Genomic DNA, 13,323 nt, shown 5'->3' with positions numbered 1-13,323 from the left:
GACAATGAAGGAGACGACATGAGCCCGAAGATCATCCCCTATGACATCGCCGAGAAGCTGGACTGGCCGGGCGCGATAGCTGCACTGCGCGCAGGCCATACGCGCCCGAAGGCGGAGCTGGGCGATACGTTTCTCGGGCCCTCTGACGCGGTCTTGCTGAGCCGCGCGGCCTATATTCCGGGGCTGGGTTACGGGGTGAAATCCTTCACCGTGTGCGACGGTAATGCGCAGGCCGGGCTGCCGACGGTGCAAGGCGCGATGGTGGTGTTTGAGCCCGAGCATGGCCAGCCCACCGCGATCGTCGATTGCCCGCTAGTGACCGAGTTCAAGACCGCCGCCGATTCCGTTCTGGGCGCGCAGCTTCTCGCCCGCCCCGACAGCCGTCGTCTGTTGATCGTGGGGGGCGGCCGGGTCGCGCGCTCGCTGATCGCGGCCTATGCGGCGGGCTTTCCGGGGCTGACGGAGATCACGCTCTGGACGCGCCGCCCCGAGCAGGCGCAGGAGTTGGCCGCCGGCCCCGCGCCCGAGGGCATCAGCCTGCGCGCGGTGACCGATCTGGCCGAGGCGGTAGCAGAGGCCGATATCGTCAGCAGCGCCACGATGGCTCGCGCGCCGATCCTGCAGGGTGCATGGGTAAAGCCCGGCACCCATGTCGATCTGATCGGAGCCTATAAGGCCGATATGCGCGAGGCAGACGATGCGCTGATCTCGACGGCGAGCCTCTTTGTCGACAGCCGCGACACCACACTGGGCCATATCGGCGAGTTGCTGATCCCGATCCGCGAAGGGGTGATCACGCCCGAGGCGGTGAAGGCCGATCTCTACGACCTCATCGGCGGCGCGCGCGGGCGAGAAAGCGCCGAGGAGATCACGCTTTACAAGAATGGTGGCGGCGCGCATCTCGACCTGATGATCGCCGACTGGATCTCGCGCGCCGGGTGAAGGTCAGCGCGCCACCTCTTCAGGTCTCGGCCTCTTCGCGCAGGATACGCGCGATCTGGGCAGCGTCATCTGTCGAGAAAGTCAGCGGCAGGCGCAGATCCAGCAGCGTCGCCAGCACCGCATCGGTGCGCGGCAGGTTCTGCGCCTCGGCGTAACGCCAGCTGTCATGGCGCGAGGTGAAGCCCGCAGGCTCATCCGCGCCGAACCATTTCAGCTCGACCCCGCGGGCCGCGGCCCGGGCAACGAAATCCAGCATCTCGGGGGCGGAGCGTCCCGGCAGGCGGAACTGGAAGGACGAGCCGACATAGCTCTCGGCCTCGGGGCGCTCGATCAGCGCGATGCCCTCCGCTCCGGCAAGCCCGGCTTCGACCTCACGATAAAGCGCGTTCCAGCGCGTCACCCGATCCGCCAGCGTCGACAGCTGGGGGCGCAGGATCGCGGCGCGCAGATGGTCCATCCGGCCTGAGACATTGGGCGTGTCGTATTTCAGCCCCTCGAACACCTCCGGGCCGGGCGCTGCGCGGTGCCGCTCGAAAAGCATGTAGCTTCCCGACAGCAGGATCATCCGCGCCGCCAGCTCGGCATCGTCGGTCACGATCAGCCCGCCCTCGCCCGAATTCATGTGCTTGTAGGTCTGGGTCGAATAACACCCGATCGCGCCGTGCCGCCCCGAGTGAACCCCGGCCCATGTCGCCCCCATCGTATGGGCGCAATCCTCGATCACCGTTAGATCATGGTCGCGCGCGATCTCCATCAGCGCATCCATGTCGCAGATATGGCCGCGCATATGCGACAGCATCAGCACCCGCGCCTGCGGGGCTTTCGCCGCCAGATCGTCAAGGTCGATGGTCAGCTGGTCGGTAACCTCAACCAGCACGGGCTTGCCACCGACCGCCGCGATCGCGCCGGGCACGGGGGCGAGCGTGAAGGCATTGGTCAGCACCGGATCGCCCGGCCCCACGCCCACGGCGCGCAGCGCGCAGCCCAAGGCATAGCCACCCGAGGCCACCGCAAGGCAATAGGGCGCGCCGGTCAATCCGGCGAATTCCTCCTCCAGCAGCGCCACCTCGCCCGGCTCTCCGGGCAGGGTGTTGTAGCGATGAAGGCGACCCGAGCGCATCACCTCGACGGCGCGCTCGATCGCGTCTTCGGGGATCGGCTCCTGCTGGGTGAAGTTGCCTTTGAAGACCTCGGACATCGCTCAGACCTTTCTTGCGCGGATGAACAGCGCCAATGCCACCAGCAGGATCACGGAAGCCACGTAAAAGGCCATATCCGGCGTGCGGATCGGAGCGTTCTCGGCGAGGAATATCCCGAAGACTTGGGTGAAGAACAAGGTGCCCGCCAGCATTGCGAGGTTCATCAGCGCGGATATGCCACCCTGCAGCGCGCCCTGCGCATCCTCGGGCACCGCGTTGGACATCAGCGAGGCGATCATCGGATGCACCAGCCCCTCGATTCCGGTGATCAAGAGGACGATCAGCACCATCACGAGCGAGGTCGACATCCCCAGTGCGATGGTCATACCAATCCCGACGATCAGCCCGATCACCACCACCCGCGCCTCGCCCAGACGGGACGCGAGCGGCCCCGCCAACCCGCCCTGAAAGATCGCCGCGACGACCCCGTAGCCTGCAAGCGTCAGCCCCACCGTCCCCTCGGACCAGCCGAATTTCGCCATCCCCCAATAGGGCCAGATCGCGGGATAGACGGCGGAGGCGAACAGATAGACGCCAAGGGCGGTGCCCATTGGCAGCACGCCCGGATAGCGCGCGAAGACTTTCAACGTGCCCAGCGGGTTGCAGGCGCGCCAGTTCACCGGACGACGCAGGCCCTGCGGCAGACTTTCGGGCAGCACGATCAGCCCGTAGATCAGGTTCAGCCCCGACAGCGCGGCCGCGACGAAGAAAGGAATGCGCGGGCCAAGCTCGCCCAGAAACCCGCCAAGCGCGGGCCCTGCGATGAAGCCGAAGCCGAAGGCCGCGCCGATCAGACCGAAGGCGCGGGCGCGCTCGGCCGGAGGGGTAATATCGGCAAGGTAAGCGTTCGCGATGACATAGGACGCGCCGCAGATGCCCGCGACGATCCGGCCCACGAAGAGCCAGAGCAGCGTCGGCGCGAAGGCGTGAAACAGGTAATCGACGCCCAGACCGCCGATGGCGAGCAGCAAAAGCGGGCGCCGTCCGAACCGGTCCGAGAGGTTGCCCATCAGCGGCGCAAACAGGAACTGCGCGAGGCTGAAGGCCGCAAACATCCAGCCGCCGATCCGGCTCGCCTGTGCCAGATCGACATGGCCCACATCCGCGATCAGCGAAGGCAGCACCGGGATGATCAACCCGAACCCCACCATGTCGAGAAACACCGCGATCAGAACGAAGGCGGTGGCGTGAAAGCGCGAAGGACCGATGGGGGCTGCGGTCATGGCCGTCGGAGGCCTCGTCCGAGAGGTATTTCGGGGCAACACAGCCCCACCGAGGCGCTCACCCGAGCATCCGCGCGGCAAGCGCGGGCAGATCGTCGAAATGATCGAGCAGCGCCTCGGGGGCGAGCCGTTCGATGCCGCGCCCCTCCGGGCCGAAAGTTACCAGAACGCAAGGCACGCCGACCGCGCGGGCGGTCTCGCGATCGGTATTGGTGTCGCCCACCAGCAGCGAGGTCTCCAGCTTTCCCCCGGCCCGCTCAACCGCCGCGAGATAGGGATCGGGCGAAGGTTTGCGCAGCGGCAGCGTATCGGCGCCGATCAGCGCGTCGAAAAGCGCGGTGATCCCGAGCCGGTCGATCAGATCACGCGCGAGACCTTCGGGCTTGTTGGTGCATACAGCCGTCGCAAAGCCCTGATCGCGCAACGTTTTCACAGATTCCTCAGCGCCAGGATAAAGCTGCGTATGGCGGTCGATATTCTCGCCATAATGCGCAAGCAGCGGGTGATAATCGGCCTCGACCAGCTCGGCGATCTCCGCCTCCGGCAGCCCCAGCCGCCCATAACCGGCCTTGAGCATCGCACGGCCACCATGGAAGGCGGTCAGCGCGTCCCCCGCCGGATCGAGAAGCGGCGCATAGCCGCGCGCCGTAAAGCAGGAATTTGCCGCCGCGATCAGGTCGGCGGAGGTATCCGCCAAAGTCCCGTCGAGGTCGAAAACCACTGTGCGCATTGCCTTTTGCTCCTTCCGTAACACCGCGAAAGGAAGCGTGAAGACGCACCACTTGCGGCAAGCAAGCCAATGGTTAAAACGGGGCCGAGCAGAAGAAAAGGTTTCTAATGGCGATTGCATTGATCACCCTCGCGGCGGGACAGGGCACCCGCATGAAATCCGACTTGCCGAAGGTGCTGCATCAGGTGGGCCGCGCGCCGCTGGTGGCGCATGCGCTGGCTGCCGGACGTGCCCTCGAACCCGAGACCGTGATCGTGGTCGCGGGCCACGGTGCCGACAAGGTGAAGAAAGCCGTCGCGAAGGTCGATCCCGAGGCGCAGATCGTGCTGCAGGAAGAACAGCTCGGCACCGGCCACGCCGTGGCGCAGGCCCTGCCCGCGCTCGACGGGTTCGACGGCCGTGTGATCGTGCTTTACGGCGACACCCCCTTCATCCGGCCAGAGACGCTGGAGCGGCTGGCCGCGTCCGATGCGGCGGTGACCGTGCTCGGCTTCGAGGCGGCCGATCCGGGCCGCTATGGGCGCTTGGTGGCGCAGGGCGACACGCTGGACCGGATCGTGGAATTCAAGGATGCCACGGATGAAGAACGCGGCATAACCCTTTGCAACTCCGGCGTTATCGCCTGTGACGCAGTGCTTCTGACCGAACTGGTCGCGGGGCTGTCGAACGAGAACGCGTCGGGCGAATACTACCTCACCGATATCGTCGAAGCCGCGCGCAAGAAGGGTCTGACCGCGCAGGTCGTGACCTGTGACGAGGCCGAAACGCTGGGCATCAACACCCGCGCCGAGCTTGCCCGCGCCGAGGCCCTGTTCCAGGAGCGGATGCGCGCCGAGGCGATGGAAAACGGCGTGACCATGGTGGAGCCCACCAGCGTCTGGTTCGCGCTCGACACCTATATCAGCCGCGATGTCGTGCTCGGCCCGAACGTCGTGTTCGGCCCCGATGTGACCATCGAATCCGGTGCGGTGATCGAGGCCTTCTGCCATCTCGAAGGCTGCCACATATCGCGTGGGGCCACGATCGGCCCCTTCGCCCGTCTGCGCCCCGGCGCGGAACTCGCCGAGGACGTGCATATCGGCAATTTCGTCGAGGTGAAGAACGCGATCCTCGCCGAGGGTGTGAAAGTCGGCCATCTGACCTATCTGGGCGATGCCGATATCGGGGAGCATACGAATATCGGCGCGGGCACGGTGACCTGCAATTACGACGGGGTGATGAAGCATCGCACCACCATCGGCGCGAATGCCTTCATCGGCTCCGACACGATGCTGGTGGCCCCGGTCACGGTGGGCGACGGCGCGCTGACGGGCTCGGGATCGGTGATCTCGAAAGACGTCCCTGCCGAGGCGATCGCGATCGAACGGTCCGAGCAGGTGAACCGTCCGGGCCTCGCTACGAAACTATTTGCGAAACTGCGCGCGGAGAAAGCGCGTCGCATGAAGAAAGATTGATAAATGTGCGGAATTATTGGCGTTTTGGGGAAGCACGAGGTTTCCCCCTGGCTCGTTGAGAGCCTCAAGCGATTGGAATATCGCGGCTATGACAGTGCCGGGATCGCGACGGTAAATGCAGGCAAGCTGGATCGCCGCCGGGCGGTTGGCAAGCTGTGGAACCTGTCCGATTTGCTGGTGCATGAGCCGCTGCCGGGCAAGTCGGGCATCGGCCATACCCGCTGGGCGACCCATGGGGCTGCCACCCAGGGCAATGCGCATCCGCATCGCTCCGGCCCCGTCGCGGTCGTGCATAACGGCATCATCGAGAACTTCCGCGAGCTGCGGGCCGAGCTGGCCGAGGCCGGGATCACCCCGGAGACGCAGACGGATACCGAAACCGTCGCGCTGCTGACGCGGATGTTCATGGATCGCGGCATGGATGCGCGCGAGGCCGCCGTCGCGACGCTTGGCAAGCTCGAAGGGGCGTTCGCGCTGCTGTGGCTCTTCGACGGCGAGGACGACCTGCTGATCGCGGCGCGCAAAGGCTCGCCGCTCGCGATCGGGCATGGCGATGGCGAGATGTTCGTGGGCTCGGACGCGATCGCGCTCGCGCCGATGACCGACCGGATCACCTATCTCGAAGAGGGCGATTACGCCTTCGTCACCCGCGCCGGCGCCGAGATTTTCGACGCCGAGGGCCGCCGTGCGAACCGCGACGAGAGCCGCATCGATTTGGGTCAGGCGCAGGTCGAAAAGGGTGGCTACAAGCACTTCATGGCGAAGGAAATCGCCGAGCAGCCCGTCGTGCTGGCTGACGCTTTGCGACATTATCTGCCCGAAACCGGGCTGAATCTGCCGGAAGACTTGGACTTTTCCAACATCGACCGGATTATCCTGATCGCCTGCGGCACGGCGCATTATGCCTGCGCGGTGGCGAAATACTGGTTCGAGACCTTCGCCCGGATCCCGGTCGAGATCGACGTGGCGTCCGAATTCCGCTACCGCGAGCCGCCCCTGTCCGAGCGCAGCCTCGCCGTCTTCGTCAGCCAATCCGGCGAGACCGCCGATACGCTGGCCGCGCTGCGCTATTGCTCCGAGCGCGTCGCGAAAACCGTGGCCGTGGTCAACGTGCCCACCTCCTCGATCGCGCGCGAAGCCGACATCATGTTGCCGATCTTCGCGGGCGTCGAGGTCGGCGTGGCCTCGACCAAGGCGTTCACCGCGCAGCTGCTGGTTCTGGCCGTCATGGCGCTGAAAGCGGGCCGCGACCGAGACGAGACCGACGGGCCGACGCTGGGCAGCCATGCCGATACGCTGCGCGCCCTGCCCGGCCTGCTCAATCAGGCGCTGTCGATTTCCGAGCCGATCGCACATCTCGCCGAGCAGCTCGCAGAGGCGCAGGACATCCTCTTCCTCGGGCGCGGCGCGATGTATCCGCTGGCGCTGGAAGGCGCGCTGAAGCTCAAAGAAATCAGCTACATCCATGCCGAAGGCTATGCCTCGGGCGAGTTGAAGCACGGGCCGATCGCGCTGATCGACCGCACCGTGCCGGTGATTGTGATGGCGCCCTATGACAAGCTCTTCGACAAGACCGTGTCGAACATGCAGGAGGTGATGGCGCGCCACGGGATGGTGCTGCTGGTCTCCGATGCCAAGGGCATCAGCGCAGCGCAGGATGGCACCTGGGGCACGCTGCAAATGCCTGACATTGCAGAACCTTTCGCGCCGATCCTTTATGCGGTTCCGGCGCAGCTGCTGGCCTATCACACGGCGGTCGCAAAAGGCACCGACGTGGACCAGCCGCGCAACCTCGCCAAATCGGTGACGGTCGAATGAGCCGCAAGCGGGGCAAGAAACGCGTCACGCGGCCGCGCGCCGCGGATTACGCGCCGCTCGACCCGGCGGAGGACGCCCGGCTGCGCGCCGAGGCCGAGGCCTATGCGGCCTCGGATGCGGACTATGAGGCCTTCGCCGAGGAAGAGGACGCCGACGCGCCGCTCGGGCCCCCGCCCACGCTGGAAGACGCGCTTTTCGCGCTGGAAAGCTGGGCGGATGCCGAGAAGGCCGCCGAGATGGCTGCTTATCACAAGGCGGAGCGGCGCTATCTGGGCGTTTCCGTGCCCGCGATCGAGGACATGGTCGCGCTGTGGCGTGGCCAGCTCGACGTGCCGGGACGGGTCGAGTTCGCCCGCGGACTTTGGGACAGCGACATTCACGAGGCGCGGATCGCGGCGGCCAAGCTGCTGACGCAGGCGCGGCTGCGCCCGGATGCCGAAGCTTGGGACCTGATCGCGAGCTGGGTGCCGCAATTCGACGCCTGGGCGATTGCCGATCACGCCGCCAAGGCGGGCTCGAAACGGCTTCAGGCCGAGCCCGCGCGGCTTGACGACGTGGCGGACTGGGTGCGCTCGGATCACATGTGGACGCGGCGCGCGGCCTTCGTCTTCACCCTGCCCTGGACCAAGCAGCGCAATCCCAAGCCCGAGGACGAGGCGGTGCGCGACGAGGTTCTGGGCTGGGCCGCGCAACTGGTCGAGGATCGCGACTGGTTCATCCAGAAAGCGATCGCGTGGTGGCTGCGCGATCTGAGCAAGAAAGACCCGACCCGCGCACAGGCCTGGCTGGCCGAGCATGGCGAAAGGCTGAAGCCTTTCGCCCGCAAGGAAGCCAGTAAATACTTATGAATACAGGAACTTGTCGTAGTCGCTGACCAGCAGGTGACGCGGCGCTTCGTCTTCCTCGATCTCGGAGAACCGCCCGATATCGTCGCGGAAGATATTGTCGGTATTGTCGTCGTTGACGGTCGAGACCTCGCCGATCAGAACGTCGCCGCCCTCGCCCCAGAAGGCATGCCAGTCACCGGGCCGCAGGGTCACGCTCTCGCCGGGGCGCAGGATCAGCACCTCGCCGGGCGCGTAATTGCGCGGGACGCCGTCGCACATCACCTGCCCGCCTGCGGTCTCGTCGAATTTGCCATCCGCGTCAGAGCCATAGAGCTCGATCGCGAGGTCTGCGCCGCCGCGATTGATGATGTCCTCGGCCTTGATGATATGGGTATGCATCGGGCTGATCTGGTCCTTGCGCGAGATCAGCAGCTTCTCGGCATAGGCCATGCCGTGGCCCGCCTGAAGATCGCGCAGATCGCCGTTGCGCAGGGTGAAGAGAAACAGGCCCAGCTTGTCGAAATCGCCCTGCCCGTAATCGGTGATGTCCCAGCCCATCGCGGCTTCCACGATGCGCTGTGCCTGCGGCAGGCGCGCCTTGAACTCGGCCGGGCTCCACCATGCGAAGGGCGGCAGGCGGAAGCCGAATTCCTGGATCATTTCCTCGGCCGCGGCCATGATTTCGTTCACGCGCGAGCGTTTCATCTGTCTCTCCGTTTTGTCTTAGCGTCTCAGGCGACGCAGGCGGCGGGCCGTTCGCCGCGCGCCCAAGCACGCACCGCATCGCCGAATGCCTCGAACAGAGGGCGCGAGACGGGATCTTCCGCCGCACGCCATTCGGGATGCCATTGCACCGATAGGGTAAACCCCGGCGCGTCCTTAACATAGATCGCCTCGGGCGTACCATCGGGGGCGCGCCCTTCGATCACAATCCGGGTACCAGCGGTGCAAACGCCCTGCCCGTGCAGCGTGTTGGTCTCGACCTCATCCGCGCCGAAGAGACGCGCGAACCGGCCGCCGGGGGTGAGCGTGACCATGTGGCGGTTGGAGAACCCCTCCTCGAGCGTTCCCTCCGGCGGCATCCGGTGGTTCAACCGCCCCGGAAGCTCGCGGATCTCGGGATGCAGCGTGCCGCCCATCGCGACGTTGACCTCCTGAAAACCGCGGCAAATGCCGAGGAAAGGCTGCCCGCTTTCGACACAGGCGCGCACCAGCGGCAGGGTGATCGCGTCGCGGGCGCGGTCGAAAGTGCCGTGCTTCTCGGTCGGCTCTTCGCCATATTCATGCGGATGGACGTTCGGGCGCCCACCGGTCAGCAGGAAGCCGTCGCAGACCTCCATCAACTCCTGAACGGAGACATATTCGGGATCGGCGGGGATCAGCAGCGGGATGCAATCGGAGACCTTGCTCACCGCTTCCGAGTTGAGCTGCCCGCCTTCATGGACGGGGTAGCGGTCACCTACGAGGCCTCTATTGCCGATGATGCCGACGACGGGTCTGGTCATTGATATCTCCTTTGTCCCGAAGCTAAGGCGACGTTCGGGCAGAGAAAAGGCGCAAAATGCGCACGAAGCCGTGCATCTGACGCACAGCCCAAGCCTGCAGCGATTTCCAGCGGATTTGCTCGTTCAGGCGGCCAGATCGTGGCGCAGGATCGCAGCCTCGGAGGGCTTGAGCGCCCGGCGCGCGAAGGCACCGTAGCTGAGCGGATTTTCCTCGACCTCGGGCACCAGCGCCTCGAGCCCGGCGCGCTGGTCGCGGGCGATCATCTCGAGCCGGGTGGAGGCCGGGTGGAAGCTTTCGGTTTCCAGCCCGTTCGCGGTCAGCACCTGATGGCGTTCGAACATAAGATGGATGTAGCTCAGACCGCGCAGCGCGCCTTCGAAGCGGATCTGGCGGCCATTCACCAGATCGCAGGCGCGCACCAGTACCTCGTCCTCGGCAAACAGCGCCTGTGCCGCGCGTCCGCGGACCAGCATCCGGTGCTGCGGCGACACGATCAGATCGCGATCGGGCCGGGCGATGCCGAAAGCCCCAGCCGAGATCCGCACCGGGCGCAGATGCGGCATCGCGTGGAGCCGCGCGCCCGAGATGTCGCGCCGCCCGATCCAGCAGATCGGCTGCGCCCCGTCATCGCGGGTCAGCACGCGGTCGCCTTCACGCAGAGCCTCGACCGGGCGGCGGCCCTGGTCGGTCTCGATCAGCGTGCCGGGGGTGAAACAGATGACGCCCGCGGGCCCCTGCCGCGCCGCTTTCGGGCGCAGATCGAGCGCCCGGTCGACCACCCACAGATCGCTGTCCACCGGCGGCATCCGACCGGCGAACATCAGGATGCGCGTGCCGCTTTCGGGCAGCTCGATCAAGGTGACGACATAGGCGTGATAGCCATCGGTCACGGTAAAGCTTTGATTGGGCGTCTCGGTCTCGTCAGGATCGTCGAGCGTTCGCGGATGTCCCACGGCCTCGCCCAGCAGGCGGCGCACCGCGCGGGCGGCTTTCGTGCGCCGCTCCGCCTCGCCGCGCGCATTGTGCAAGATGAGCCGATCATTTGGCCCGTCCACGCAGATCGCCTGCCCCGTCCAGCGCCAACATGCGCCCACGGTCACGACCTCAAGCGGCGGCACCGGGGTACCGTCGACTTCCGTCTGCGCCCATGAAATGACGAAGGTGCCCTGATAGCCCGCCTTCATTGCCTCGATCCTGCCCGTATTTCGCGAGAGCTTATGTCTGCCCTCTGCTTGTTAATAGTTACGTTATCATGATGAATTCGCGATGTGAATCCCCATCTTGACGCGTAGGGCAAGCGACCTTCACCGAAACTTGCGCGCGACCACGCTTGTCCCACGCGCGCGCAACTGCATTTTCGTTGGGAAGAGCACCCTGAGGAGACTCATGATGAAATCGATCGCCCTGATCGCCGCCCTGACCTGCGCCGCGCTGCCGTCGCTGGCCGCCGCGCAGCAGCAGCCGCTCAATGCGCTGGAGATCCAACGCGTGCATTTCCTCGTCGGCAATGTCGACCTGTCCAACCTCACCGATCGCCAGATCGTGCAGATCAAGGAAGCGCTGGTTCAGAATGTCGACCGCACGGCGAAGGAAACGCTGATCCGTATGGCCCTGAAGAAGAAATGAGGAAACTGCCTATGACGACCCGTTTTACCGCCGCTACTTTCGGTTGCAGCCTTGCAGTGGCGCTTGGCCTTGGGGCCGGTATCGCGCAAGCCGGTGTCACGTCGCAGCCGCCCGGTGACCTTGGGCCGCAACCGCAGTCGCCCAAGCAGAGCTCGAGCGGGTCCGACCCGGCCTATTTCATGCCCGCCGATCCGCATCTCAGCATGCTCGACCAAGCGCGGGCTGCGGAATTCGCTAAGGGTAGAAAGCTCAATAATATCGGCTTCACGCAGGTTGCCGCGATCGAGAACGCGCTGATCCATCCCTCGCTCGCGCAGAACCGCGAAAAACTGATCTCGAAGAGCCTCGATACCGGGCACTAAGCGGGCGGAAATCTCGAATTCTTGCTTGTCAGGCTGGGCACCGCCCGGCCTGAACGCGTTTTCGGGGAGGAGGATCGAAAACCTGCGTCGGCCGGGCGGCCCTTCACACAGCGCAAGGGTGCGCGAGTTGCCCAAGAGGGTCGGCCAAGCCCGACCCGTATGTTCAGAGTTCGCCCAGTTTCCGTTTCCGTCAAGCAGCGCCCGCGTTCAGCGGCGCCATCCTACGCCGGGTGCATCGAACTGCGCGAGATGAGGCGGAATTCCTCACGTCCGCACAAAAAATAAGCGCCCGACACACCAATCGGCGTGCCGGGCGCTATACTTAGTCAGGTTCAGCGGCCTATCAGGCCCATTCGCCCTTGCGGAAGACCGGGACGCGCGTGCCATCGGGCTTGATGCCGTCGATATCGGTCTCGGGGCCGCCGATCATCCAATCGACATGGATCATCGAGCTGTTGCCACCCTTGGCCGCGACCTCGTCCTCGCTCAGCTCGCCGCCATTGATGAAGCACTTCGAATAGCACTGCCCCATCGCGATATGGCAGGCCGCGTTCTCGTCATAGAGCGTGTTGTAGAACAGCAGCCCCGAGGCCGAGATCGGCGAGCCGTTCGGCACCAGCGCGACCTCGCCCAGACGGCGCGCGCCCTCGTCCGTGTCGATCAGCTTCTGCAGCACCGCTTCGCCGCGGCTTGCCTTCGCCTCGACCACTTTGCCGCCCTCGAAGCGCATCTCGATATTCTCGATCAGGCTGCCCTGATGCGACAGCGGCTTGGTCGCGCGAACGACGCCTTCGACGCGTTCGGCATGGGGCGTGGTGAAGACCTCTTCGGTCGGGATGTTCGGGTTGCAGACGACGCCGTTATTGGCCTCGGACGCACCACCGCTCCATTCGTGATCGTCGGCGAGGCCCACGGTCAGATCCGTGCCGCCGCCGGTGAAATGAAGCGCCGAGAAGCGTTGCTCGTTGAGCCAGTCGCGGCGCTTGCGCAGGGCCGCGTTATGCGCCTCCCAGGCGGCGACGGGATCGGGTTGGTCGGCGCGCGAGGCGGCGAAGATCGCGTCGGCCAGTTTGCCCACGGCCTCGTCCTCCGGCAGATCGGGGAAGACGCGCTTGGCCCAAGCCACCGTCGGGTAGCTCACGATCGACCAGTTGATCTCGAAATTCGAGATTTTCTCGAGCGCCGGTTTATAGGCAGTGGAGTTGGCCTTGCCGGCGCGCGAGACTTTCTCGGGGTCCTGTTCGGACAGCAGCATCGGGTCTTCGCCCACGATCGCCATGCGGGCCGCGCCGGCCTCATAGGCCTTCGCCATGCCCTGATAGAGCCAGTCGGGCGCGCGGTCGAAGCTTTCGTCCTTCGCGTTCTCAAAGCGGGCCAGCGTGATCTGACCATCGCTGAGGATCGGGGTGAAGGTGCCTGCGCCCGCGCGATAGGCTTCGGCGGCGATCCGGCGCACCAGCGGCAGCGCCTCGACGGGCGCGGTCAGCACCAGATCCTGACCGTCTTGCAGGTTCAGACCCACCTGCACGGCAACCTCGGCCAGCCGGTCGAGAAGTTGCGGATCGATTGCGTCGCTTGCCATGAGAGCCTCCTGAATTGCGTTGAGGCGCAAGATAGATGGCTGGGCGGCAGGCTC

Annotated in this window: 13 protein-coding genes; 6 read left to right on the top strand and 7 right to left on the bottom strand. The window is 65.5% G+C overall.

What is annotated here, in order from left to right:
- Positions 1-18 precede the first annotated feature (18 nt).
- Entirely contained in the window at positions 19-942 is a 924-nt protein-coding gene (locus BMI88_RS05140; RefSeq protein ID WP_078546590.1) for an ornithine cyclodeaminase, read from the top strand.
- A gap of 19 nt (positions 943-961) precedes the next feature.
- Here the strand turns inward: BMI88_RS05140 and BMI88_RS05135 are convergent, their stop codons facing one another.
- From BMI88_RS05135 to BMI88_RS05125, 3 genes are read right to left on the bottom strand one after another with little or no spacing between them, the layout of a single operon-like run.
- The gene (locus BMI88_RS05135; protein ID WP_078546589.1) at positions 962-2,140 is read right to left on the bottom strand and encodes an aminotransferase class I/II-fold pyridoxal phosphate-dependent enzyme; all 1,179 of its coding nucleotides are present in this window, start codon (positions 2,138-2,140) and stop codon (positions 962-964) included.
- Positions 2,141-2,143: 3 nt separating this feature from the next.
- Positions 2,144-3,364: a TCR/Tet family MFS transporter gene (locus tag BMI88_RS05130; protein WP_078546588.1), complete on the bottom strand. Its 1,221-nt coding sequence runs from the start codon at positions 3,362-3,364 to the stop codon at positions 2,144-2,146.
- 58 nt (positions 3,365-3,422) lie between these two features.
- Entirely contained in the window at positions 3,423-4,094 is a 672-nt protein-coding gene (locus BMI88_RS05125; RefSeq protein ID WP_078546587.1) for an HAD-IA family hydrolase, read from the bottom strand.
- Between the two features lie 107 nt (positions 4,095-4,201).
- On the opposite strand from BMI88_RS05125, the gene glmU reads away from it, so the two are divergent.
- Genes glmU through BMI88_RS05110 form a run of 3 tightly spaced genes read left to right on the top strand, consistent with a single transcriptional unit; the run spans position 4,202 to position 8,214 of the window.
- The gene (gene glmU, locus BMI88_RS05120; RefSeq protein WP_078519446.1) at positions 4,202-5,548 is read left to right on the top strand and encodes a bifunctional UDP-N-acetylglucosamine diphosphorylase/glucosamine-1-phosphate N-acetyltransferase GlmU; all 1,347 of its coding nucleotides are present in this window, start codon (positions 4,202-4,204) and stop codon (positions 5,546-5,548) included.
- Positions 5,549-5,551: 3 nt separating this feature from the next.
- On the top strand, positions 5,552-7,366 hold the full coding sequence (gene glmS, locus BMI88_RS05115) for a glutamine--fructose-6-phosphate transaminase (isomerizing) (protein ID WP_078546584.1): 1,815 nt from the start codon (positions 5,552-5,554) through the stop codon (positions 7,364-7,366).
- The gene (locus BMI88_RS05110) at positions 7,363-8,214 is read left to right on the top strand and encodes a DNA alkylation repair protein (protein WP_078546582.1); all 852 of its coding nucleotides are present in this window, start codon (positions 7,363-7,365) and stop codon (positions 8,212-8,214) included. The genes glmS and BMI88_RS05110 overlap by 4 nt, the downstream gene beginning before the upstream one ends.
- On the opposite strand, the gene BMI88_RS05105 is transcribed toward BMI88_RS05110, so the two are convergent.
- From BMI88_RS05105 to BMI88_RS05095, 3 genes are all read right to left on the bottom strand, one after another.
- The gene (locus BMI88_RS05105; RefSeq protein ID WP_078546580.1) at positions 8,209-8,898 is read right to left on the bottom strand and encodes a D-lyxose/D-mannose family sugar isomerase; all 690 of its coding nucleotides are present in this window, start codon (positions 8,896-8,898) and stop codon (positions 8,209-8,211) included. The genes BMI88_RS05110 and BMI88_RS05105 overlap by 6 nt on opposite strands.
- Before the next feature lie 26 nt (positions 8,899-8,924).
- Positions 8,925-9,698, bottom strand: a complete 774-nt coding sequence (locus BMI88_RS05100; RefSeq protein WP_078546578.1) for a gamma-glutamyl-gamma-aminobutyrate hydrolase family protein — start codon at positions 9,696-9,698, stop codon at positions 8,925-8,927.
- Between the two features lie 123 nt (positions 9,699-9,821).
- Positions 9,822-10,883, bottom strand: coding sequence for a Hint domain-containing protein (locus BMI88_RS05095; protein WP_078546576.1), 1,062 nt, complete (start codon positions 10,881-10,883; stop codon positions 9,822-9,824).
- 205 nt (positions 10,884-11,088) lie between these two features.
- On the opposite strand from BMI88_RS05095, the gene BMI88_RS05090 reads away from it, so the two are divergent.
- Together BMI88_RS05090 and BMI88_RS05085 are read left to right on the top strand one after the other, a co-directional pair.
- Entirely contained in the window at positions 11,089-11,325 is a 237-nt protein-coding gene (locus tag BMI88_RS05090) for a hypothetical protein (protein ID WP_146673474.1), read from the top strand.
- 11 nt (positions 11,326-11,336) lie between these two features.
- Complete coding sequence (locus tag BMI88_RS05085; RefSeq protein ID WP_078546572.1) at positions 11,337-11,687, top strand: hypothetical protein; 351 nt, start codon at positions 11,337-11,339, stop codon at positions 11,685-11,687.
- A 343-nt stretch (positions 11,688-12,030) separates the two neighbouring features.
- Here the strand turns inward: BMI88_RS05085 and BMI88_RS05080 are convergent, their stop codons facing one another.
- On the bottom strand, positions 12,031-13,269 hold the full coding sequence (locus tag BMI88_RS05080; RefSeq protein WP_078546570.1) for an aminopeptidase: 1,239 nt from the start codon (positions 13,267-13,269) through the stop codon (positions 12,031-12,033).
- Positions 13,270-13,323 lie beyond the last annotated feature (54 nt).

Origin of the sequence: Thioclava sp. F36-6 (assembly GCF_002020305.1) — a bacterium.
GTDB classification, from domain to species: Bacteria; Pseudomonadota; Alphaproteobacteria; order Rhodobacterales; family Rhodobacteraceae; genus Thioclava; species Thioclava sediminum.
Note: the sequence above shows the minus strand (reverse complement) of the source record. Positions and strands in the feature narration are given on the sequence as shown.